Annotated in this window: 16 protein-coding genes and 4 pseudogenes; 13 read left to right on the top strand and 7 right to left on the bottom strand. The window is 57.6% G+C overall.

Going from position 1 to position 22,663, the window contains the following annotated elements:
• Positions 1-68: 68 nt before the first annotated feature.
• Positions 69-1,103 (top strand): IS110 family transposase, encoded by a 1,035-nt coding sequence (locus GA0004734_RS22210; RefSeq protein ID WP_092937922.1) that lies wholly within the window; start codon positions 69-71, stop codon positions 1,101-1,103.
• A 417-nt stretch (positions 1,104-1,520) separates the two neighbouring features.
• Here GA0004734_RS22210 and GA0004734_RS26780 read toward each other — a convergent pair.
• From GA0004734_RS26780 to GA0004734_RS22180, 6 genes and pseudogenes are all read right to left on the bottom strand, one after another.
• Positions 1,521-1,601: pseudogene (locus tag GA0004734_RS26780) on the bottom strand (hypothetical protein); the annotation flags it as partial.
• Between the two features lie 476 nt (positions 1,602-2,077).
• A pseudogene (locus tag GA0004734_RS22200) lies at positions 2,078-2,824 on the bottom strand (HipA domain-containing protein); the annotation flags it as partial.
• A gap of 19 nt (positions 2,825-2,843) precedes the next feature.
• A protein-coding gene (locus GA0004734_RS22195) for an IS5 family transposase (protein WP_092937920.1) occupies positions 2,844-3,679 on the bottom strand; the annotation gives its coding sequence in 2 pieces (ribosomal slippage) (positions 2,844-3,295 and positions 3,295-3,679; 837 coding nt in all).
• 97 nt (positions 3,680-3,776) lie between these two features.
• Complete coding sequence (locus GA0004734_RS22190) at positions 3,777-4,346, bottom strand: HipA N-terminal domain-containing protein (protein WP_348626108.1); 570 nt, start codon at positions 4,344-4,346, stop codon at positions 3,777-3,779.
• Positions 4,343-4,573, bottom strand: coding sequence for a helix-turn-helix transcriptional regulator (locus GA0004734_RS22185; RefSeq protein ID WP_092937918.1), 231 nt, complete (start codon positions 4,571-4,573; stop codon positions 4,343-4,345). The genes GA0004734_RS22190 and GA0004734_RS22185 overlap by 4 nt, the downstream gene beginning before the upstream one ends.
• A gap of 246 nt (positions 4,574-4,819) precedes the next feature.
• Positions 4,820-5,959 (bottom strand): ROK family transcriptional regulator, encoded by a 1,140-nt coding sequence (locus tag GA0004734_RS22180; RefSeq protein WP_092937916.1) that lies wholly within the window; start codon positions 5,957-5,959, stop codon positions 4,820-4,822.
• Between the two features lie 217 nt (positions 5,960-6,176).
• Between GA0004734_RS22180 and GA0004734_RS22175 the strand changes: the two genes are divergently transcribed.
• The 10 genes and pseudogenes from GA0004734_RS22175 (at position 6,177) to GA0004734_RS22130 (ending at position 17,082) form a co-directional block, all read left to right on the top strand.
• Positions 6,177-7,403, top strand: coding sequence for an extracellular solute-binding protein (locus GA0004734_RS22175; RefSeq protein WP_092937914.1), 1,227 nt, complete (start codon positions 6,177-6,179; stop codon positions 7,401-7,403).
• 100 nt (positions 7,404-7,503) lie between these two features.
• The gene (locus tag GA0004734_RS22170) at positions 7,504-8,571 is read left to right on the top strand and encodes an ABC transporter ATP-binding protein (RefSeq protein ID WP_092937912.1); all 1,068 of its coding nucleotides are present in this window, start codon (positions 7,504-7,506) and stop codon (positions 8,569-8,571) included.
• The gene (locus GA0004734_RS22165) at positions 8,571-9,428 is read left to right on the top strand and encodes an ABC transporter permease (RefSeq protein WP_092937910.1); all 858 of its coding nucleotides are present in this window, start codon (positions 8,571-8,573) and stop codon (positions 9,426-9,428) included. Before GA0004734_RS22170 ends, GA0004734_RS22165 begins: the two co-directional genes overlap by 1 nt.
• Positions 9,425-10,291, top strand: coding sequence for an ABC transporter permease (locus GA0004734_RS22160; RefSeq protein ID WP_092937908.1), 867 nt, complete (start codon positions 9,425-9,427; stop codon positions 10,289-10,291). Before GA0004734_RS22165 ends, GA0004734_RS22160 begins: the two co-directional genes overlap by 4 nt.
• 38 nt (positions 10,292-10,329) lie before the next feature.
• Positions 10,330-11,214 (top strand): glycerophosphodiester phosphodiesterase family protein, encoded by an 885-nt coding sequence (locus GA0004734_RS22155; protein WP_245292582.1) that lies wholly within the window; start codon positions 10,330-10,332, stop codon positions 11,212-11,214.
• The gene (locus GA0004734_RS22150; RefSeq protein WP_092937906.1) at positions 11,211-11,987 is read left to right on the top strand and encodes an inositol monophosphatase family protein; all 777 of its coding nucleotides are present in this window, start codon (positions 11,211-11,213) and stop codon (positions 11,985-11,987) included. Before GA0004734_RS22155 ends, GA0004734_RS22150 begins: the two co-directional genes overlap by 4 nt.
• 448 nt (positions 11,988-12,435) lie before the next feature.
• On the top strand, positions 12,436-12,921 hold the full coding sequence (locus GA0004734_RS22145; protein ID WP_092937904.1) for a chemotaxis protein CheW: 486 nt from the start codon (positions 12,436-12,438) through the stop codon (positions 12,919-12,921).
• A 45-nt stretch (positions 12,922-12,966) separates the two neighbouring features.
• Positions 12,967-14,670 carry a methyl-accepting chemotaxis protein gene (locus GA0004734_RS22140; RefSeq protein WP_092937902.1) on the top strand — a complete coding sequence of 568 codons (1,704 nt, stop codon included), beginning with the start codon at positions 12,967-12,969 and terminating at the stop codon, positions 14,668-14,670.
• 1 nt (position 14,671) lies between these two features.
• A pseudogene (locus GA0004734_RS22135) lies at positions 14,672-15,166 on the top strand (chemotaxis protein CheW).
• A gap of 846 nt (positions 15,167-16,012) precedes the next feature.
• Positions 16,013-17,082, top strand: a pseudogene (locus GA0004734_RS22130) (IS630 family transposase).
• Positions 17,083-17,254: 172 nt separating this feature from the next.
• Here the strand turns inward: GA0004734_RS22130 and GA0004734_RS22125 are convergent.
• Positions 17,255-17,509: a hypothetical protein gene (locus GA0004734_RS22125; protein WP_139056324.1), complete on the bottom strand. Its 255-nt coding sequence runs from the start codon at positions 17,507-17,509 to the stop codon at positions 17,255-17,257.
• Positions 17,510-17,837: 328 nt separating this feature from the next.
• Between GA0004734_RS22125 and GA0004734_RS22120 the strand changes: the two genes are divergently transcribed.
• Entirely contained in the window at positions 17,838-21,299 is a 3,462-nt protein-coding gene (locus GA0004734_RS22120; RefSeq protein WP_175386620.1) for a rhamnosyltransferase WsaF family glycosyltransferase, read from the top strand.
• 73 nt (positions 21,300-21,372) lie between these two features.
• Entirely contained in the window at positions 21,373-22,620 is a 1,248-nt protein-coding gene (locus tag GA0004734_RS22115) for a polysaccharide pyruvyl transferase family protein (RefSeq protein ID WP_092937894.1), read from the top strand.
• Positions 22,621-22,663: the final 43 nt, after the last annotated feature.

Below are 22,663 nucleotides of genomic sequence, written 5' to 3'. Positions count from 1 at the left end.
TATGGGATGGCCCGCCCTTCCGAGAACATCGAGTATGATGTCTCTTTTGAAGAGAAAGGAGCCGAGCCATGCAGATTTCCATATTGGGTGTCGACATTGGGAAGAACAGCTTCAGTGTCGTTGGTGTTGACGGCCAGGGTGCCGTGATTTTGCGTCGAACAATGCGGCGACAGACATTGATTGATTTTGTCGAGAAGCTGCCACGCTGCGTCATCGCGATGGAAGCATGCTGCGGCGCACATCATCTTGGTCGGCTCTTTGCCGCTGCTGGTCATGAAGTGCGGCTTATGTCGCCGGAATATGTCAGGCCTTACGTAAAAGCACAGAAGAATGATGATCGAGATGCAGAGGGAATTGCCGAGGCGGCGTCTCGCCCGACGATGCGGTTCGTGGACCTGAAGAGCCAAGAGCAACTTGATATCCAGACGCTGCATCGGGTTCGATCACGCCTGGTTGCTGAGCGCACGACCTTGATCAATCAGCTCCGCGCAATTCTTCTGGAACGAGGTGTGGTGTTCCCTGCCGGGCGCGTGAAGTTCGAAAGTGCTCTTGATGACCTTATTGCCGGAGGCAACGACGTATTGTCGCCGCGCATCCGAAGCCTGATCCTGGGATTGCGAGACGAATGGCGAAGGCTCGACCAGAAGATTGAGACGTTGAACACGGAGTTCGTAGCGCTCGCCAAGCAGAACAGCGCAATGCGTCGTCTGACTTCAATACCTGGGATCGGTGTCTTGAATGCGACCGCGCTCGTTGCAGCGATCGGAGATGCCGGCAGCTTCCAGCACGCCCGAGATCTTGGAGCATGGTTGGGACTTGTGCCTCGTCAGTTCACGACCGGTGGCAAGGCGCGGCTGCTTGGCATAACCAAGCGCGGCAATACATATCTGCGAACCCTGCTCGTTCATGGTGCTCGAGCGGCGATGCACACGCTCAGTCAGAGCGACACGCCGATCGGCCAATGGCTCAGAGCGATGTTGTCCAGAGGCGTGGCGCGTAATGTCGTCATCGTGGCCTTGGCGAACAAACTGGCGCGTATCGCGTGGGCGGTGTTGCGCAAAGGTCTGCCATACGAGCGGTCCTATGGCGTCGCGGTAAATTAGGTAATTGGCTGCTCTGATGCGCAGCCTACGATGTTTGCGAGTGGAATGGAGATGGCCTGACAGTTGATCGGCGTTCAGATAGCCCAGCAGTGGAAATGGTTCTTGGAAACCGTGTTGATTATCGTGGCGCTGAACGTGCGGATATCCATCTTGGCCACGGTATGACCGTGAGACCGAATACGTTGAAGCAGACTGTTCAGGTATCAAAAAATCACTTGCAAGCAGGGCGGGCCATACGTTTCCATTGGTTTTCCCTTGATGTGTCTCACCGGAATTCAGGCTCGATAGACGTGGGACATTACTGCGGGCCACGTAGGTTTTGCGGCGCTCGAAACCCGCATCGATGATGCGCTTGGATTGGGCGGCTTTGGTGTAGTTCTGCGCCATCTTGGAATCAGACCAGCCAAAGATCGCCATCAACTGATGTTCGGTAGCATCTGCCTCGGCGAAGATCGTCGCAGACGTCTTTCTGAGGCCGTGCGCCGAGCGTTTCGGCAAATCCGTGTGGTTGCACCACTGGCGTAATTTGTTGCAGAAGCCATTAGCGGCGAACGCCTTGCCCTATTCGCTGATAAGGAATATCGGCTGATCATCCGTTACTTGATCCAGGGCCTCGCGAAGTTCGCCTGTAACCGGCAGCCTGATCGACGGCGCATATTTTTCCGATCCCTTCTGCGAAATGAATTCGATGCGGTCTCCGACCAGGTTTCGCCAGCCGAGCTTGACGAGGTCTGAGCGTCTGATGCCCAAATCCCTCTATTTTCACGCCGGATGGTGAGGGCCTTGTAGACTTCAAAATCCACGTCGCTAGTAGCCATCATTATCTCCTTTCCTCGCTTCAAGTAAAAGTAGGAATTTCGAGAAAAAAAATGACCGCTGCCCTTTGCCTCGCGGCTCTGCAGCGAGGTCTGGTTTTAACAGGTTTCACCGCGAGCCGGTCGCGCGCGCTGCGAGCGGGGCTACAACTCAATATTTCAGCGGAAGTGCTTGGCGCTGTTGAGTTCTATGCTCAGGGCCACGAGTTTGGCACGGTCTGCGATCAGAGCCGCTACGTGATTTAACGTCAAAGAATCTGCGGCAAGTGGGGACATAATTTCTGATAATCGGGGAATCGCGTCCCCTGTGGCATCGGTTAGTTCCCTCACACGACGGCGTACTAAGAATAAGCCGACACCTGTCTCCTTCGAGAAGGCCTGCCAACTATCAGCGTCCATATCGGCGAGCGTTGCTCGCTTGCCGATCCGCATAGCCATTTTCGGTGAAAGATCTGGATAGGTCACCGTGGAAAGCAGGTCGTACAACGGAGCCATTCTCGGCCCCTGGTCGTCATATAGAATTGAGAAGTTTTTGCTGTGGGCGTCTGCGTTTCCGACAATGAGGTTGAAAATCACAGCATCTAAGAGCTTGGCGATGTCCGTGCTCGGCCGCTCAGAGACCCGACGCAACAGCTCAAAGCAATCCTTAAAGGTCGGCCCGCCCTCGCTGGCATACTTCGTTTCGGGTGGTACACCAAGTGCTTGGCAGAAGTCCTCCTGGTGAATGCGGCGAACCAGACCTTCGGCATCGCAATAGCGATCATAACGCTCGACCAAAAGGAATGAGCGCCCATTCGCCGATCTGGGTTCGACAGGCGCAACATCCAGGCCGATCTCTGCTGCGAGCCTCATCACGAAGGCTTCATTCTCGGTTGTCCCTGAAAAGCGCGCGATTGGCGGCTTCAGAGTCGGTCCGGAAACTTTTTCAGTTTGCACATAGCCTTCGCAGCATCAGGCGGATGGATGCGAGTTTGAGGAAGGCGAGCGCATTTGTCGATAGGTTCTCGAGGTCTTTGGCCAGTCTCCGGCATCGCCCAAGCCACGCAAAGGTTCGCTCCACGACCCAACGGCGTGGCAATATCTCGAAGCCTTTTGCAGCATCGGATCGCTTGACGATTTCAGTGTTCAGACCTGGTCTGGCCTTCTTCTGTGCCTTGGCAAAGATCGGTCCCTGATAGCCGCCGTCGGCGAATAGCTTTGTCAAAAACGGATAGCGCCCGAATAATGTCCGCAGAACCAGAGCCCCGCCATCGCGGTCTTGAATGTCTGCCGGGTGGACCAGGGCGTTTAGCAGCAGACCTACCGTGTCGACAAGAATATGGCGCTTCTTGCCTTTGATCTTTTTCCCCGCATCATACCCGCACGGGTCGATGCAAGCCCCCCTTTTTCGGCGCCTTTGACGCTCTGGCTATCGATCACCGCAGCCGTAGGACTTGCTTCGCGGCCCATTGCTTCCCGGCATTTCACATAGAGCTCAGCATGGAGGCGGCCGAGCGTCCCGTCCCAGTTCCACAGGTCGAAATAGCCAAACAGCGTACTTCGGGGCGGCAAGTCTTTTGGCACCGCCCGCCACTGGCAACCTGTCGACAGGACATACATGAGGCCGTTCACCACCTCGCGCAAAACCACCGTGCGCTTGCCGCCGCCCCGCTTACCAGCCGGGATCAACGGCTCGACAAGAGCCCATTCTTCATCCGTCAGATCACTCGGATATCGTAATTTGCTGCGATCATATCGTCCGCGGTTTTCGATCGTCCACATCGAAGCCTCCTCTCGCGTTTCGAAAGGCCAAGGGAATCACAACGACGCCTGTGACGCAAACCCGCAAATGCAAATTTCGATAAATAATTCTAACGTTTCATAAAGTGCTCGGACCGACACTCAGAATATGCGTTGTTGCCTGTCCAGGCATTGGAAGCGCTAGCTGGCCGTCTATCAGAATAAGCGGTACCTTGGATTGCGCGCCAGCGAGCGAAAGCCTCAGGCCTCCTTGCCCGGCCAATAACGGCCGTGTCGGAAGTGTGTCCAGTATCCGAACAATTCCGGCATCGTCCAGAAATGCCGGTTGCTGGCCCGTGATCGGCCCTGCTTCTGTCGGCTCCTCATCTTCCGGCAAAAGCTGAAGCGCGCCAGCGACGTCCCCGCCCAAGCGATCGAGAAGTGCGAAGTCGTTCGCAGGTGAGACTCCCAACGCCTGGGCCGCGACCAGACGCTGGCTTTCCTCGGGCAATAGGCCACCGAAGAATGGTCTGCATTCACGATGGGAGAAGCGCTCCTGGCGCTTTGGAAGGGAGGCGGAACGCGGAAGCGCCTTTTCATCCTCATGCCAATCTTCGGTGTAAGCAAAGCCAATGTCGCCATGTCTATCTTGGGTGAATTGCCCAACGAAGCGACCATCCCACCACACATTGAGAACCCTTACCGTCACTTTCGACGTTCCCCAGGGGCCAAAATGTCAATCGAACAACCCAGTGTTTGCAGAACCTGCAAGACTTTTCCAATCTGTGCTGTCGGCTTGCCTGCTTCGAGATCGACAATGAACCGGAGGCCGACGCCCGAAACGCCGGCAAGCTCGTCCTGCCGCAAGTTTTGCTCCTTGCGTGTGCTGCGGACTAGGGCGCCGATGTCGGCTGGACTTTTAACTTGTTTTGCCATATTTATTTCCCGAGCGGGAAAATAGCAGCATATCTGCGGTCTTGTCGAGTTAAATTTCCCGATCGGGAATTTTAAGAAAGCCGTATCTCATACCGGCGAAAATTTTCCCGACCGGGAATATTGCCGTGCGCCGAGATCGAGGCCGAGCGAGGAGCGGCAGTCATTTCAGCCTTAGCAAGTTCATCACGGCTCCTGATGATTACTTTCTAGCTCGGAACTCGGCAGGCTCTGCGGGAACAGGAGACATCACCGAAAATATCGCATCTTCAAAGGAAGGAGCGCCGCACCGATGGCGGCGGCGTCTCCACGTGTCTCGCTAAGCACAAGGCGCGCCTCCTTCGGCCCGACGCCATAGCGGTGCACCCGCTGCGAGGGAAGGTGCACCCGTTCGATCATCATCCGTCCGAGCTCCGTCGGCAACTGTCCGCCGAAGACGATCGCCTGCGGGTCGAGAACGGCAACGAGCGTTGCGACCAGCCGGTCGACCTGCGGCATGGTCTCCGCCAACCAGTCCTCGACGCCCGGCCATGCGGGGTCGAAATCCCGGCGCAGCGTATCGACGCTGTCGATGCCGATGCCGTTTTCCTGCAGCCGCGCCAGAAGATATTGCAGCGCCGGCCGCCGTTCGGATTCGCCTGGCATAAACATGCCGCTGAACTCGCCGGCATTGCCGTGGAAGCCGTGGAACGGCTTGCCGTCGAGGATCAACCCGCCGCCGAAGCCGTAGTTGAACGAGAGAAACGCAAACGTCCGGCACCAGAGGCCGACGCCGCGCATGCTCTCGCCGATCGCGCCCGTCGTCGCATTGTTCTCCAGCCAGACGGGCAAACCGAAGGTATGCTCAAGCTCTGGTCGGAGATCTCGGAGAGACCAGTCGGAGAGCGGCTCCGGCGCGTTAAAGGCGCGTTCCTCCGACACGAAGAAGCCCGGCATGGAAAAGCCGAGGCCCGCGATCGTGTCCCTGGAGATATGATTCTCTGCCAGCAACGCATCGAGCCTCACGGCAATGGTGCGCAGCGTCTCCTCCCGATCGCGGGGCTGAAGGTCCAGCCGCTCTTCCACGACGATACCGCAGGCAAGGTCGGTGATGCTGAGAATGACCGAGTCCGTGTTGACGGACAGGCCGACCGCGCTGGCCCCGTCGCGCGCAAGCTCGATGGTCGGACTCGGCTGACCGCGCGTGCCGCCGACAGGCGCGCCGGTGCGCAGCAGCCCCCGCGCAACCAGCCCCTCGACCAGCCGGTGGACCGATTGCTGCGTGAGGTTGGTGTGGCTGGTGATCGTCGAGCGCGCCATCGCACCATAACGGCGGATGATATTGAGGATCATGCGCTCGTTGTCGCTGGCAAGCGGCACCCGCGACAGGGCGTCCCGTTCCGCTGCCATGTCTCGTTCTCCCGGCCGTGTTCGCTTTGACGTCATGGCGTTGGATATCGCGCGCGACCCTGCCCGGCAACGATGTCGGGCCGATGATCCCACATTTTACAAAACCGTCATAAATATTACACTTAAGGTGTAGTAATAAGTCTCCATCGGAAACGCGCATGTCGCCAAAGGGCATGTCTCTCATTCCCACATCCCCATCGGATCCCGAGGAGCACCTATGTTCAGGACCATTCTTGCCGCCGCCGTTCTCGCGCTGACCGCCACCACTGCCCCGTGCCTTGCGGCCGAGACCAACATGAAGAACCTGAGCTTCGATCTTTCGTCGGTCATGCGCGACAATTTCTACGAGATCGTCGTGCCCGCTGCCAAAGCGGAAGGTACTGTGACGATGTACAATTTCGCCGGCAGCTTCGGCGACACCTGGAAGGAGCTGATCCGCCGCTTCGAGGCCAAGTACGGCATCAAGGTCAGCTATTCCGACGTCAAGGGCGACCAGGCGAACCAGCAGCTCATCGCCGTGCAGGCCGCCGGCCAGGATTCGCCCGTCGATGTCTATTTCGCCGGTGGCGGCGGCTACCCGCTGCTGTCGTCCAAGGGCGTCGTCGGCAAGATCGCGCTGACCAAGATCCTGCCCAATATGGATCATTACGATCCGGTGCTGAGCGAGACCATCTTCGGCAAGCCACACGGCGGCAGTTTTCCGCTCGTCCATCTCAACCAGACGGCCATCGGCTATGACAGCGCGGTCGTGACAGCCGCGGAGATTCCGAAAAGCTTCACCGACCTGCTCGCCTGGGCGGAAAAGAACCCCAAGCGCCTCGGCGTCACCTCGCCCGCCAAGGGCGGCTCGGGCAGCGGGTTCCTCTATTCGCTGGCGCTCGACCTGCTGACGGGCGATTGCAAGGCGCAACTGACCGACACGAACCAGACGCTGGACGAAGCCGAGGAATGGGCCATGGGCTCGGAATGCCTCGATCCGGTCTGGGACTATTATCGCCGCCTGCTGGCGGTTGCCGAACTCACCAACGGCAATGCCGATACGCTCAACCTCATCAACAATCGCCAGCTGTCCATGGGCACCGTCTGGGAAGACCAGGTGATGACCTTCCTCGGCACCAAGCAGGTGCCGGAAACGATCCGCCTGACGCTGCTCGAAACGGGCCAGGTCGGCTCGGGCGATGCCATGTTCGTGCCGGCCAACGCCCGGCACGTGGCCGCCGCCCTCCTCCTGATCGATATGGCCATGAGCAAGGAATTCCAGCTCTGGAAGCTCGAGACGAAGGCCTCGCGTTCGCCGCGCACGGATGTGACCAGCGATCAGGTGCCGGCGGAAACACAGGTCCACATGCTGCCGTCCAGCGTCTATCCGCGCCTCAGCGTCACCGCCTTCTGGGACATGGCGACGGCGCTCTCCGAGGCGCTGGATGAGAAGGTGCTCAACTAGTAGCAGGCTCACCGGACCTCAAGCCGGCGGCTCTCCCGCTGCCGCCCGGGGTCCGGGCCAAAGCACAGACAGTACTCCTCCGATCCATCGGGAAACGGCCATGACCATGCTTGCAATCACCGATATCACCAAGGATTACGGTGCGAGCCGCGCCCTTCATCCTGTCTCGCTCTCCGTCGAGAAGGGCGAGTTCGTGACCATTCTCGGCCCGTCCGGCTGCGGAAAATCCTCGCTTCTGCGGATCGTCATGGGCATCAGCCAGCAGAGCGGCGGCGAGATCCGCCTCGCCGGCCAGCGCATCGACATGCTGCCGCCCGAACGGCGCGACATTGCCATGGTGTTCCAGTCCTACGCCCTGTTTCCGCACATGACGGTCGAGCAGAACCTGCGCTTCGGCCTGCGCATGAAGAACGTGCCAAAGGCCGAGCAGCAGAGGCGGATCGCTCACGCGCTCGACATCTGCACCCTCACGGGCCTGACGGCCCGCATGCCGCGCCAGCTGTCCGGCGGGCAGCAGCAGCGCGTGGCGCTCGCCCGCGCCATCGTCATGCAGCCGAACCTGCTGCTCTTCGACGAGCCGCTCTCCAATCTCGATGCGAAGCTGCGCGATACGCTGCGCCACGAACTCGTCGCGCTGCACAGGCGTATCGGCACGACCAGCCTCTATGTCACGCATGATCAGGCGGAGGCGATGGCCATGTCGGACCGGATCGTGGTGATGAATGCCGGCCGCGTGGTCGAGATCGGCACGCCGCTGGAGCTTTACCGCTCGCCGAAACAGGCCTTCACGGCCGGCTTCCTCGGCCAGACCAATCTTCTCGCCGTCACCGCCTCCGGCCGGCAGGGGCAACTGCCCTGGGGCCAGCTGGTCGATCTCGCCACGGAGACCGTGGGTCCGGCACAGGTGTCCGTGCGGCCGGAAAGCATCGGCATCCGCGCCTGCGATCACGTCTCGAGCGCACCGGCGACGGTTGCCGGCGTGTCCTTCATGGGCGCAAGCGCGCTCTATACGGTCGCCGTCGGCGAGACCCTCCTGAAGGTCAGCCAGGCGGGCGGCGATGCGCTGATCGAGCCCGGCCGCACCGTGGCGCTGACGTTCCCCGATCGCCTCACCGTGCTTGAGGACCGGGCACTCGCGGACCGCGTGCCCAGCCGGGAGGCCGCGTAATGCCCACATATCTCCGTGACCGACGCTTTCTCCTGCCGCTGCTTCTCGCGCCGGGCGTCGGCTATCTTCTCCTGTTCTTCGGTGGCCCGCTCGCCTCCGCCTTCATCGGCAGCCTGCGCATGGAGGATGGAACGTTCACGCTCGCTTGGTACGTGCGCATTTTTACGCGCCCGTCCATGCTACGAGGGCTCGGCACCTCCCTCTACTACGGAGTTGCGCCGGTCGTCGTGTCGCTTCTCGTCTCGGTGCCGCTGTCGCTCGCCATCCGCCGGCACTTCGTCGGGCGCAAGCTCTTCAGCGGTCTCTACAAACTGCCGCTCGCGGTGCCCGGCATCATCGTCGGTCTGATGATCATCGTCCTCTTCGAGCGCGGCGGTTTCATCGACCGGGCGGTGGCGCCTCTCGGGCTCGGCCTGCCGAAACTCGTGCGCGACGACTGGGGCGTCGGCGTCATTCTCGCCAGCGTCTGGAAGCAGATCCCCTTCATGACGCTGATCATCACCAGCGCCTTTGCCGCCATCCCCGAGGATATCCGCTTTGCCGGCCGCACGCTCGGGGCGTCGCGGCTTGCCACATTCTTTCTTGTGGAGGTGCCGCTCGCCATGCCCGGCATCACGGCGGCCGTGCTCCTGACCTTCATCGGCTCCATGGGCTCCTATGCCATTCCCGATATCGTCGGACCGCCGACGGCGCGCCCGCTTTCGGTGCTGATGGTCAACGAATTCAATCAGGGCCGGTTTCCCCAGGTTTTCGCCATGGGCATGGTGCTGAGCGCCTTCGCCGTGGCGGTCCTCGTCGCCTATTACACCCTGACATCGCGCATCGGCGATGCGCATGGACACGGAGATGCAAAATGACCGTCCTTGCCGAAAACACCTTTTCGCCTGCCACCCGCAAACGGCGGTTCACACGCGAAGACCGGCTTCCCGTCGCGGTCGGCCTCTATGTCTTCCTGTTCTTGGCAATCGCCCTGCCGCTCGGGCTGATGTTCCTGTGGAGCATCGCCGATGGCTGGCCGCCGCCGCATGTGCTCCCGCAAAGCTACACGACGGAACGCTGGGCCGGCGTGCTCGGCGATAGCGGCCTGTTGCGCGCCGCTATCAACAGCATCGTCATCGCCTTTATCGTCACCTTCGCCACGGCCCTCATTGCCCTGCCCACGGCCTGGGCCATGGCGCGGTTTCCCTTCCGGCTGAAGCGGGCGGTGGAGATCTTCATCCTCGCGCCGATCATCATTCCTGGCATCGTGGTGGCTGTGGGCATCGGCCAGGTGTTTCTGGCGCTCGGCCTTGCCTATTCGGTCACCGGCGTCTTCCTCGTCCAGATCGTCGGCACCCTACCGCTGATGATCCGGCTGATGACGGCCGCCCTTGAGACCATCCCCGACGACCTCCTCCATGCCGCCCGCTCACTCGGGGCCGGCACGTTCGGCATCACAAGGCATATCGTGCTGCCGCTCGCCGTGCCCGGGCTTCTGGCCGGCGGGCTCATGTCCTTCGTCGGCAGCTTCGAGGAGTTCGATAAATCCTTCATCGTCGGCGCACCTGTGGTCGAGACGCTGCCGATCAAGCTCTACATGTATCTCGATCCCTATTCGATGCAGCTGCCGCTCGCCTCCATCGTCTCCTTCCTCCTGCTCCTGCCCGCCCTCGTCATCTTCGTCATCGCCGGCCGCGTGCTGCGCGACGACCTGATGGCGGCCGGCATGGGCAAGATCTGATGTCCGCACACCCCAACCCGAACCGAAAGCAAGACCTTATGCCCACCTCCCAAAGCCACCTCGCCGCCGCCCCGTCGTACACGCCCGACGTCCTCGTCATGGCCTCGCGCGACAATCCCGCCATCCTCACCATCGCCCATCGCGGTTTCTGGAAGACCACGGCGGAAAATTCGATCGCCTCCATCGAGGCGGCCATCGCGGCACGCGTCGAGATGGTCGAGATCGACACGCAGGCGACCGTCGACGGGCACCTCGTCGTCATCCACGACAAGACGCTCGACCGCACGACGACCGGCACAGGCGTGGTCGCCGATCTTCCCTTCGACACCGTTCGCAACGCCCGCCTGAAGGTCGGCGCCGGTGGCCAGCGTGCGGAAGCGACGCAGGAGCACGTGCCGACGCTTGAGGAAATCCTCGAGGCCGCGCGCGGCCGCATCGCCGTCAACATCGACACGAAGTTCGAGCGCGACCTGCCCGCCGTCGTGGAGACGGTCCTGCGGCTTGGCGTCGAGGCTCAGGTTCTGGTCAAGACCGATATCGACATTGATGCGACGCGTCTTCCGATTCTGGATGCCGACTGGTTCCGCCGCATCCCGCACATGCCAATGTTCCGCGTCCGGAAAGACCGCTTTTCCGAGGATCTTCGCCGCATCGCGGCCCTCCGCGCGCCGATGATCGAGGTCAAGTTCGACGATATCGATGACATCGCGGCCGCCCGCGAAGAACTCGCCCGGCAGAACATCCGCGTCTGGATCAACACGCTCGATGTCTCCCATTGCCTCGACTACAACGACAGCCGCGCGCTTCACGACCCGCATGCGGTCTGGAGCCGGCTCAGGCAAGCAGGTGTCGGCGCGATCCAGACGGATGAGATCGAGGCATTTCGCGCCTGGGCCACGCAGAACGAGGGAGATGCGGCATGACGCACACGCAAGACCGCCTGTCGAAGGCAACCGCGATCGTCGAAGAGGCCATGCACGAAGCGCTCGCCTTCTTTGCTGCGCGCGACGCGATCGCCACACGGGAAAAGGGGTTTCAGGATTTCGTGTCGGAGGCTGATACCAGCATCGAGACCCTGATCCGCCAGCGTCTCGACGCGGCGTTCCCGGGCGAGACGGTCGTCGGCGAGGAACTCGGCGGCGTCGGCGGCGATGCCTACTGGATCATCGATCCGATCGACGGCACCTCGAACTTCCTGCGGGGCTCGCCACTCTGGGGCATCTCGCTCGGCCACGTTACCGATGGCCGGCCGGACCTCGGTGTCGTCGCCCTTCCTGTCTTCGGAGAGGTCTACAGTGCGGCCGAGGGCACCGGCCTCCTGCGCAACGGCGTGACCCTTGCCCGCAGTGCTCCGCTGGGCGATGTCCGTGTCGTCTCGCTTGGCGACAGCGCACACGACGACATCGCCGAGATCGGCGCGCTGCACACCGGTCTTCGGCAAGCGGGCTGGGTGGTCGAGGCGCTGCACACCACCTCGGTGTCGTTGGTCTTCGCCGCACGGGGCATTTTCGACGGGCACCTCCAGAAGATCACCACCATGTGGGACATCGCAGGCGGCGCCGTCCTTGCCCGCGAGGCCGGCCTCAATGTTCGCATCGGCACCCGAGGTGACAGCGACATCCCCTGGATTGCCGCCGGTACGGCTCCTCTGCTGGACGCAACGGCGGCTTTCTGGCCGGAGATCATCAAGGGCTGACAGTGGGCGAGAGAACGACGTCCGCAGCGGCTCGGGCGCCTGCAAGAGACATAAAACGCAAGCATTTCCGGCAACCCCACTTTTGTCGGAAAATGCTTGTGTTCACACACTTTAGCAATTTATTTATCCAACATTAACCACCTCTATGCAAACGTCGGTTGTTAAGATTGGCCCGGTTACGCGCCGGACCCTGATCCGAATGATACGGATCTCCGTGGTCGACCAATCATTTCTCATCAACGACATCCGTGTCGGGTTTCCTCCGCATCTGTGAGGACACGTCGGCTCGATCGCCACGCTTGGGCTGCTTTGAGCTGCAGTCGTCGCGTGGATTTAGGGTCTGCGGGCTCAACGCTAGGGACAGGGCTATGACGGATCAGGCATTGCCAATCACAGCTTCGCGCGCGCGTACATGCGCTGGACAGGAGGCGCAGGTGCGCGCAGTCGTATGAGCCTGCAGCTTACCCGAAGCGACGTTTCCAGCACGTGGAACGGGCAAGACGAGATGTCCGTGCTGACGTTCAATCTCAATGGCGAAACCTTCGCCATTGAGGCCATGACGGTGCAGGAGATCCTGGACCTCCTGCCCGAAACGCGTGTGCCCGGCTCCAAGGCCTTTCTCGGCGGCGTCATCAATTTCCGCGGCAAGGTCATTCCGCTGGCCGACATTCGCCTCGCCTTCGGTATGGAGGCGGGCGAAACGACCATCGACAGCCGCATCATCGTCGTCCAGCTCGACATCGACGGCGAGCTCTGCCTCGTCGGCATCCGTACCGACAAGGTCTACGAGGTGACCACCCTTGCCCAGGCATCCAGCGAACCGCCGCCAAGCGTCGGCATGCGCTGGCGGGCGGATTTCATCGACTGCCTCGTCAAGCGAAACGGCCAGTTCATCATCGTGCCACACCTCAAGAAGATCTTTGCCTCCCACTAAGATCGCATTCCCTCCTCCGTCTATCGGCAACATCGGATCGAAATCATGACCTTCACGCTGAAAATGAAGCTCGCCACCGCCTTTACCTTTCTCATCGTTCTGATGGTGGGTACGGCAGGCTATGCCCTGTACAGCCTTTCGAATCTCAATCAGTCGATGAGTGACGTTCTCGCCGGCCCGGTCACGCGGCTCGAGTTCGCGCAGAGCCTCAACATCTCGCAGCTTGAAGGCATCCGTCAGCAGAAGAACATGCTGACGACCAACACGCCGACCGAGCTTGCAGCCGCCAACACCAAGAGCACGAAGGCTTTCGCCCATATGAACGAGACGCTGGGCAAGGCACTGGCGATCGCCAGCGCGGAAGGTCGTCCGAAGTGGATGGCGATCAAGGAGCTCGGTGCGAAATCTGAGGACGTCAACCGCCGCATCTATGCCATGATGGAAGCCGGTTCCGCGGATCAGGCGCTTCGTCTGTCGATCACGGAAGGCCGCGAGCTTGCCAATGTGATCGACGCCTCAGTGGCCGAACTCGTGGAACTGTCCAAGACGCAGCTTGCCGATGCCGATCAGGCGGCAGACGCTCTTTATGAGACGACCCGGACCGTCATGATCGCCCTAGCCGCGGTCGCGTCGCTGATCGCAATCGGTGCTGCCGTCTGGATCTCCATCACCATCAGCCGCGGTCTGGCCCGCGCATCTACGGCTGTTCGTAGCGTGGCGGAAGGCGATCTGACGCAGCTTGCCGTCGTCGGTTCGAAGGACGAGATTGGCGAGATGCTCTCCCACGTCAACGCCATGGTCGAACGCCTTCGCGGCGTCGTCGGCGATGCGCTGTCGGCCTCCGACAACGTCTCCTCGGGCAGCCAGGAACTGTCCTCGAGCTCGGAACAGCTGAGCCAGGGCGCGACCGAGCAGGCCTCGTCCGCCGAGGAAGCCTCCGCCTCGATGGAGGAGATGGCCGCCAACATCAAGCAGAACGCCGACAATGCCGCCCAGACCGAGAAGATCGCCCGCCAGTCGTCGAAAGACGCCGAAGCCAGCGGTGCCGCCGTCGCCCGCGCCGTCGTCGCCATGCGCACCATTGCCGAGAAGATCTCCATCGTTCAGGAAATCGCCCGCCAGACCGATCTGCTGGCGCTGAACGCCGCCGTGGAAGCGGCTCGTGCCGGCGAACATGGCAAGGGCTTTGCCGTCGTTGCCTCCGAAGTGCGCAAGCTGGCCGAACGCAGCCAGGCGGCGGCCGCCGAAATCAGCGGTCTCTCCGGCGAGACGGTGCAGGTGGCGACCGAAGCCGGCGACATGCTCGGACGCCTCGTGCCCGACATCCGCAAGACGGCCGAACTGATCGCCGAGATCTCCGCTGCCTGCCGCGAGCAGGACATCGGGGCCTCGCAGATCAACGAGGCGATCCAGCAGCTCGACAAGGTGACGCAGCAGAATGCCGGTGCCTCCGAGCAGATGTCGGCGACATCCGAAGAGCTGGCCGCCCAGGCCGAGGAGCTTCAGGCCTCCATCGCCTTTTTCCGGGTGGACAACGTCTCTCACAAGCCGGCCCCGGTCGCCGCCGCTCCCCAGCGGGCTGCGCATCATGCGGCACCGTCTCGCCCGTCAGCCGCCCCGCGCAAGCCGGCCGCCGCCGCCCCCCGCCAGAGCGTTTCTGCCCAGCAGGCCCGCGTGAAGGGTTTTGCGCTGGATATGTCGATGGGCGGCCCCGACGCTGACGACGCCGACTTCAAGCAGAGCGCCTGATATGGACCATATGCCGGCGGAGTCCCAGTTCGTCACCTTCAGCCTCGGGGAAGAGCTGTTTGCCGTTCCCGTCACCGTGGTCCGGGAGATCCTGGACCACGAGGACCCGTTCAAGATCCCGCACGGGCCCGACTACCTGATGGGCCTGCGCGACGTGCGCGGTCAGGGCGTACCGATCATCGACCTGCGCCTGCGGCTGGGCATGACGCCCACCGTGCGCACGCCGCACACCCGCATTCTGGTGCTCGACATTCCCCTGGGCGAGAAGGATCTCGCGCTGGGGCTGGTGGCCGACAAGGTGTTCGAGGTGACGCCCTTCCGGCGCGACAGCATCGAGTAAGCACCCGACATCGGCGTGCGCTGGCGCTCGGACTACATCCGCGGCGTGGTGCGCCGCGAAACCGGCTTCGTCGTCATCATCGACCTTGCCCGGCTATTTTCGGACAGTGGACCGGCGCTTGCAGGAACCACCCTGCCGGAGCGCAGCGTCGCATAAACGCGGGCGCAGCTCTTGAGCGCTGCTTGACCAATGACGGTAGGCAGGGTGTCTTGTCGAGAGGACGGCATAATCAACTGGGCGAGCGGCCCGAGTGTCGTTGGCCGCTCAAAAAAGCGCTGGAAGGGAGCGATTTGCTCGGGCGAAACCTGCAGGCAATACAATGGGACGGAGCTGCGGGCGTACTCATGTCGGTCGAGCCGGTCATGGCCATTGACGTTATTCTATAGATCTGAACCGCTGGATGCCATTTTCGGCCATGGCGAGGACCATGGATTATGCAGGAGCTTGACGTGGGATCGAAGAGCAAAGGCTGTTTGACTTGTCCTGGGTTCGAGAGGGCAGTTTTGCGAAACTTTTAAACGCAAGAAGATTGTTCGCCTTCAACGTGATCGACCAGTATCCCGCGCAAATTAGGTCATGGGAATTCGGCCCGCTGTGGCAAATTCAGATAAGGCTCGTTGAGATGATCTCCGCTCTTCTTCTGTTAGCGTGCGGCATGACAGATTGGAGTACGGCGCTCTAAGCATTTATGAATGCCGTTTTTCAATAATGGGACATAAGAAGCGACGACAGATGTGCCTGCCATACGTCATCAAACCGATTGGCCCCGGCGACCGCGAGAGTATCGAGGCAATGGCGGAACGGTTTGCTGTAGGCCAGCACGCGCCTACCTTCCACCTTTTGATCTCAGATGCCTGTGGAATGCTGCATCTCGTGAGACTGAACATGCAGGACAGGCGCACAGGATCGCTGGCGCTTCCGATGTGTTTCTGGCGATCAACGCTAGTGCAATGACGCATTCATAAGATTCACATTTGCGTTTAGATGTGCGAATCTGGGTTTATGTCCCAGACCGTTTGTATTCTTCTGAACCCTGCCGACCGCCTTCAGCTTGAAGTGATCGTGTCGGATCGCAATCGTCCGCTCAAACACGTTCAGCGGGCCAGGATCATTCTGTTTTCGGCGGAACGTCTGACCGTGCAGGATGTTGCCCGGCGTGTCGGGGTCAGTCGGCCCTGCGTCTGGCGCTGGCAGCAGCGGTTTGGCGAAGAGGGTCCCGAAGGCCTGATCCGCGACAAGACACGGCCGCCCGGCAAGGCTCCCTTGGCACCAGCGTTACGGCGCGCGTGCTGGCGCTGACCTGCTCGGAGCCACCCGGTTCGATCACACAATGGACCGGGCGTGCTGTCGCCGGCATCATTGGTATCTCGTTGCGGTCTGTCCAGCGCATATGGGAGGCTCATCGTCTCCAGCCCCATCGCCTGCGCACATTCAAGAAATCCAGCGACCCCGCCTTCGCCGAGAAGGTGGAGGACATTGTCGGCCTCTATATGAGCCCGCCGGCCCATGCGATTGTCGTCTCCATCGATGAGAAGAGCCAGATTCAGGCACTCGATCGCACACAGCCGGGACTGCCGCTCAAACCCGGAAAATGCGCCACCATGACCCACGATTACAAGCGCAATGGCACCACCACCCTGTTCGCCGCCCTCAATGTCCTCGATGGAACCGTGCTGGGGCGATGCATGTCCCGCCATCGCCACCAGGAATTCATCCGCTTTCTCAATGCGGTGGATAAAGCCGTGCCGGCAGGAAAGGTCGTCCATGCCATTCTCGACAATTACGCGACCCACAAGCATCCCAAGGTGCTCGAATGGCTGGCCGATCATCCCCGATGGACCTTCCATTTCACCCCGACATCCGCATCGTGGCTCAATGCGGTCGAGAACTTCTTTTCAGCTCTCACCAGAAGAGCACTGCGAAGGGGCGTGTTCAAATCCGTGCCTGATCTGCAAAAAACAATCCGCGATTATATCAAGCGACAGAACGCCGATCCCAGACCCTTCGTCTGGACAAAATCCGCCAACGACATTTTCGCAAAGATCGACGAACTGCCTGTACCGTCTGTATGAGTCGGTGCACTAGACTGAAAACGAGAGGTCGTTATCTTCGGTCATGTCGCGCCGGCGGGTCAACAGCGGGTCTTGACGGAAACGCTCGCTCGGTTTCAGCTTCTCAGTTTCCGTCGTTTGGGTCTTTGAGGGCGTTGCGACGTGCGGTGTCTATTTCATGCAAAGTCTGCGCTTAACCGCCATCCATCACGGTTGTGTAGATTTCATCGGATCTCGTTGCCACCAACTGCTCGCAGCAGTTTTCCAAAAGTGCCAAAGCTTTGCGGAGCTGATCGATCCTTTCCACCCGCGACAGCAGAGTGTCGCGTTCCGCTTCGGTCTTGGCGAGCCGTGCGGATAGGGAATACCGACGCCCGATCAAATTGACTCTCGGGATTCCGTTTTCAGGCAAACCATGATTAAACATCGCGGAAGGAGATTTCGCCATGGGAATGCCCGTCAATATCCGTCAGCACTACACGGCTGATGATTTGCGTCAGCTTTGCATCGGTCACCGCAAATGGGCCCATGAGTTTTGATCATTGAGCACTGTATCAGTTCAGCGTGGAAACCGACAGGCAGCCTGTAAACACAGATGTCCAAGTTTGGAGTTGCGTCAGCGCTAGTTTTATGAAGAAGTGGCTTTCAGAACTATGTGGGCACTTCTGAAAATCTCAGCAGCGGAATTTAAGTCTTTTGAAATCAATGTCTTGCTAACGAGAATTAGAAAAAACAGGGCCTTAAGGGTCTGTCCATGAACATAAATGGAACGTCTTATGATAAAGACTACAACGGGGCCGAGTGTTATGGCGAAGGAACCAGTGCAACAACATCCGTTGGAGAATACGACAGCCTTCGTTGTAGATTTTGAGAAAGAAAGTGTATCAAATAATGCAGACGATCCTTTTGTGTTCGAATATGCCCTGTTAGAAAATTATTTTGACACTAAATTTTATCTTCAGCAGACTCTTGATAAGTCGGCCCAAGATGATCCGATCGCACATTACATGCGTGAGGGCTGGAAACTCGGAATCGACCCCCATCCGGACTTTTCTAGCAAGTTCTATCTTCGTCGAAGCCCAGATGTACGCGAAGCCGGCATTGTGCCCTTTCTGCATTACATCCAATGGGGGCGATATGAAGGTCGATTGCCGAAGGCCGACTTTCGCGACGTTTCAAAGAATTCTGGACACTCGCTGGACGTCATCGAGTTGACACGTAGAAGCTTCGATTTCGAAATGTACATGGCTGAGGATGAACGAATACATCGATGTAATGTAGACCCTGTCTTGCACTACCTGTCTTTTGGCTGGAGAGAAGGTCGTAATCCAGCTAAAAATTTTTCGACGCAGTATTATTTGGAACGTAATCCCGATGTCCGTAAGGCGGGCATAAATCCTTTTGTACATTACCTGACGTGGGGTAGAGCCGAAGGTCGTAGGGGGCATACGGACGACGGCAGTGCCCGCTATTCGCGTTGGGCAGATACCGAAACACATAAAGTCTTCGAGTCTCATTTTGATGTTGATTATTATCGCTCGCAAAAAAATGAACTGACGACCAACGACGCAAATCCGTTCAAGCATTACCGAAGTGTCGGTTGGTTGGAAGACCTAGATCCAAACTCGCAATTCTCGACCGCTTTTTATAAAAAAGTGCATCGGAAAGTGGACTTCACAAATCGAGATCCATTTTCCGACTACTTGTTGAATGGGGCTACCCAAGGATCAGTACCGCGCCCTGTAGATCCCGTTCTCAATGCAACCGATGGCAATGTACGAGTATTACTGTCGAAAAATATTATTGCAGAATCATTTGACGCTGGTTTTTATCGGGATTCGTCACCTGATCTCCAAGGCGCCGACATTGATTACCTTGAACATTTTCTTCTGTTCGGTTGGCGGGAAAACCGCGACCCTGCACCATGGTTTTCAACATCCTATTATCGACAGTCTTATCCGCGCGCCGAGGCATACGAAATCGATCCCCTCACGCATTACCTTATTTGGGGACGTTCCCAAGGCTTCAAGACGCATCCTAACCTTCCTCCCGCGGTCAGGCCAAAAGCCTTGCGTGATATCTCTTGTGTAACCGATAAAATGCTACATGATGCTAATCATGTTAAATCTGGAACGATTGCAGATCCAGTTCTCAGCTATAACTCCAATCACATGGACGTACACTGGGTAATCCCAAATTACGGCATTGGCGGCGGCGGTCATATGACAATTTTCCGCATGGTGCACTGGCTTGAGTATCTCGGCCATCGGTGCACGATTTGGATTAACACTAAAGACCCACTCAATCTCGACAGTCGTTATGACGACATTCTAAAATATTATCAGTTCGTCAAAGCGGAGTTACGGGTTATTACACCTGAGTTTGTAGAGACACAAGGCGACGCTCTTATTGCGACGTCCTGGGATACGGCCGCTTTGGTAAGCACAGCTAAAGGTTTCAAAGATCGATTTTACTTCGTTCAAGACTATGAGCCCATGTTTTATGCCCGCGGGAGCCGAGGCGTTCTTGCAGAAGAGACTTATAATTTAGATCTAGCATGCATTTGCGCAAGTCCCTGGCTGCGTCGCATGCTAGAGACCCAGCACGGCCGATGGGCGCGAGACTTCTACTTATCTTACGATCCAGACTTCTACTATGCTGCTGCAACGGCTGATCGCAAGAACAAAGTTCCGCGTATTGCAGTATACAGTCGAATTGGTACAGAAAGGCGTTGCGTTGAGCTAGCATTGCTGGCACTCGAACACCTCGCACGACAGGGCATTGATTTTCACGTTGACATCTTCGGCACCGACCGTTCTTTTGAAGACCTTATATTTTCATCGACGTTCCACGGCGTACTCTCAGCTGATGAGCTCGGATCTATCTATCGTAGCTGCGATCTGGGCTTATGTTTCTCGGCGACTAACTATTCATTGGTGCCGCAGGAAATGATGGCTTGCGGCTTGCCAGTTATTGAAATGGACGTCGAGAGTACTCGTCACTCGATCTCCAGGGATGCTGCCTACTTTACCTCTCCTCTCCCGGAAAAAATCGCAGAATCAATTTGTTATCTTTTGACCAATCCGCGTGAGCGTTTGGAACTTGCTCGACGTGGTCAAGCATGGGCAGAATCGACGTCTTGGGAATCTGCGGCTAGGGTTGTAGAATCGGCCCTTCGTGAACGACTGTCAGAAGGTCCATGGGAAGATCGGAGGCCGGTATCTCCCGCCTTAATTAAAAAGGAACCCGTCAAAGCATCAGTGATCATTCCTACCCTTAATGGGGGGCAGAGGTTTGAAGAGATAATTCAGCGACTAGAGGGACAAAAAGCGCAATGGCCCTTTGAGTTGATTGTAGTCGATAGCGGTTCTACTGATAACACCTTGATCGCTGCCAAGAAGTTGCCTTTCGCGAAAACCATTGAAATCCCGAAAAAGGATTTCCAACATGGACGCACTCGGAATCTTGGGGTAGCAAATTCGAGTGGCGAATATGTGGTGTTTCTTACCCAGGATGCCGTGCCTTTAGATTGTTTTTGGCTTTACAACTTCGTGTCGACGATGGAAAAATTCCCGGACGCGCGTGGCGGTTTCGGAAAACATTTGGCGCATCGGACCGCCAGTGTTTCGACCAAAATGGAGATGCGTAATCATTTTGCAGGCTTCGACCGTTTCCCGCTATTGATGTCTAAATATACTGATTTGGATAAGTGGAACTCGGGTGATCTAGGATGGCGACAAATCCTACATTTTTACAGTGACAACAACTCCTGCATGCGTCGGGACGCATGGAACGAGCTACCGTACCCGGAAATCATTTATGGGGAGGATCAGCTATGGGCACAGCAAGCGATTTTACGCGGTTGGAGCAAGGTCTACTGCCCAAATGCAATCGTCCAGCACTCACATGAATATAACTATGAAGAGACCTTGGAGCGGGCAGATATAGAGGCTTGGTTTTACAGAAAGTACTTCGGCTACAACATAAGCGTGCCGAATATTGATCAGGAAATATCTGCACGTGATGCTCAAGCGGAGCGTCTTGGCATAAAGTATGGTCTTAGCCGTGAAGAGATCGACGGGCAAAAGCGTAACGGCGCAGCCCAGCTTATGGGCTGGCAGCTTGGCCGTCAGAGAGGTGAGATGGAGCGATACAAAATAGACAAACATGCCGGCTTTGAACTTGAATTTGAGATTGATCACGTCTTGCGGGAAGATGCCGCGTCAGCGAGTCGATGATTGTATTAATGGGCGGTTATAAATCAGAAGATATTATATAGATCCCTTAGGGCAAAAATAGTATTTTCAGAAAATGATCGACAGGGAGGTGGGTGTGCCAAATAGAAAACTTCCGCGCATACTTTTTAATACGGTTCCATTCGGAGCTTTGGACGGTGATGACAATTCTGATTGGTTAGAGTATCGGCTCTCAACCGGGGGGCTGGCCTCACTGATGTCGGTTGATCGCGACTCTGGTGGAAATACAGGTAACTTTTTTCATTGGGAAGCGCCGTCTAAAATTATTGATTGTAATGCTGCTGAGTCGAAGCATATGCGTCTCTGGCCGACAATTTCGGCGAGCCAAAGGAAAGATGAGCTAAAGAAACATATAGAATTGAATTATGATGCAATCGTTATTTCAGAAGCAAACTTTATTCAGAAGGAAACGAATTTTAGAGTTGTTACTGATTTTCTATCTAGTTTATGTGGTGTGGATTTTTATCTCTTTGGAGCTGGCGTGCAAGACGCGGCACCCCAGTCGTTTGCCGATTTGACTCAAGGAACCGGAGATTTCCTTCGCTTGATGGACAAAAAAGCATCCTTGTTTGGGACACGCGGCCCTCAAACCTCGGAGGCTTTAAACAACCTAGGGCTGCATAATCACGACGAAATTGGTTGCCCGAGTCTTTACGCTTTCCCGCGGCAAGTCATGGCTATCACTTCGCCCACTACGATAAAAAAGATAGCGACCGCGGGGCACATCACAAAGCAGTCTTTGCTTGATGGATTGCAGAGAGCTAAAGCTGTCGAAGATATTGCAAACAAATTTGACTCAGCCTATGTTTTCCAAGCAGAACTGCCTGGCTACAATATGCATGAATCTTTGAGTGGAGAAATTTTCGCCCCTGATTTTACCTTCGGTCTATATGATAAAATTAGCAATACAATCGATAAACATTATATAAATCGATATTTATCTTCGTTGTCGGGGAGAGAGTTCAGATTTTCAAAGTATTATTACTTTAGAGATACGATTAGCTGGCGAAAAGCAATGGAATCGTATGATCTCTACATTGGTGATCGCTTTCACGGCGGTGTTGCATGTATGCAGGTAGGGAAGCCAGCCGTTTTCCTCACTGAAGACCTTAGAGCTGCAGAATTGGCGTCATTTATAGGTGCGCCGACAATAAACGCAAGCAGTTTCGACGCTGTAAACATTCCGGATATAATATCAGACAAATTCTCCGACCAGAGGCTGTCATATTTTCGTGAAAAATATATGGACAGATTCAATAACTTTAAAAGTGCATTAAGGCGCGCAGGTTTAGAACTCAAGTGACGCTTTATTGACCCCATTAAAAAAGTCCTTTCTTAAGAGTCGG

It is taken from the genome of Rhizobium sp. 9140 (assembly GCF_900067135.1).
Classification (GTDB): domain Bacteria; phylum Pseudomonadota; class Alphaproteobacteria; order Rhizobiales; family Rhizobiaceae; genus Ferranicluibacter.
Note: the sequence above shows the minus strand (reverse complement) of the source record. Positions and strands in the feature narration are given on the sequence as shown.

Bases quoted from the DNA above. Each gene is read 5' to 3' on its own strand.
- GA0004734_RS22210 (WP_092937922.1), top strand. From the start codon at position 69: ATGCAGATTTCCATATTGGGTGTCGACATTGGGAAGAACAGCTTCAGT.
- GA0004734_RS22185 (WP_092937918.1), bottom strand. From the start codon at position 4,573: ATGGCAAAACAAGTTAAAAGTCCAGCCGACATCGGCGCCCTAGTCCGC.
- GA0004734_RS22180 (WP_092937916.1), bottom strand. From the start codon at position 5,959: ATGGCAGCGGAACGGGACGCCCTGTCGCGGGTGCCGCTTGCCAGCGAC.
- GA0004734_RS22175 (WP_092937914.1), top strand. From the start codon at position 6,177: ATGTTCAGGACCATTCTTGCCGCCGCCGTTCTCGCGCTGACCGCCACC.
- GA0004734_RS22170 (WP_092937912.1), top strand. From the start codon at position 7,504: ATGACCATGCTTGCAATCACCGATATCACCAAGGATTACGGTGCGAGC.
- GA0004734_RS22165 (WP_092937910.1), top strand. From the start codon at position 8,571: ATGCCCACATATCTCCGTGACCGACGCTTTCTCCTGCCGCTGCTTCTC.
- GA0004734_RS22160 (WP_092937908.1), top strand. From the start codon at position 9,425: ATGACCGTCCTTGCCGAAAACACCTTTTCGCCTGCCACCCGCAAACGG.
- GA0004734_RS22155 (WP_245292582.1), top strand. From the start codon at position 10,330: ATGCCCACCTCCCAAAGCCACCTCGCCGCCGCCCCGTCGTACACGCCC.
- GA0004734_RS22150 (WP_092937906.1), top strand. From the start codon at position 11,211: ATGACGCACACGCAAGACCGCCTGTCGAAGGCAACCGCGATCGTCGAA.
- GA0004734_RS22145 (WP_092937904.1), top strand. From the start codon at position 12,436: ATGAGCCTGCAGCTTACCCGAAGCGACGTTTCCAGCACGTGGAACGGG.
- GA0004734_RS22140 (WP_092937902.1), top strand. From the start codon at position 12,967: ATGACCTTCACGCTGAAAATGAAGCTCGCCACCGCCTTTACCTTTCTC.
- GA0004734_RS22125 (WP_139056324.1), bottom strand. From the start codon at position 17,509: ATGGCGAAATCTCCTTCCGCGATGTTTAATCATGGTTTGCCTGAAAAC.
- GA0004734_RS22120 (WP_175386620.1), top strand. From the start codon at position 17,838: ATGATAAAGACTACAACGGGGCCGAGTGTTATGGCGAAGGAACCAGTG.
- GA0004734_RS22115 (WP_092937894.1), top strand. From the start codon at position 21,373: ATGATCGACAGGGAGGTGGGTGTGCCAAATAGAAAACTTCCGCGCATA.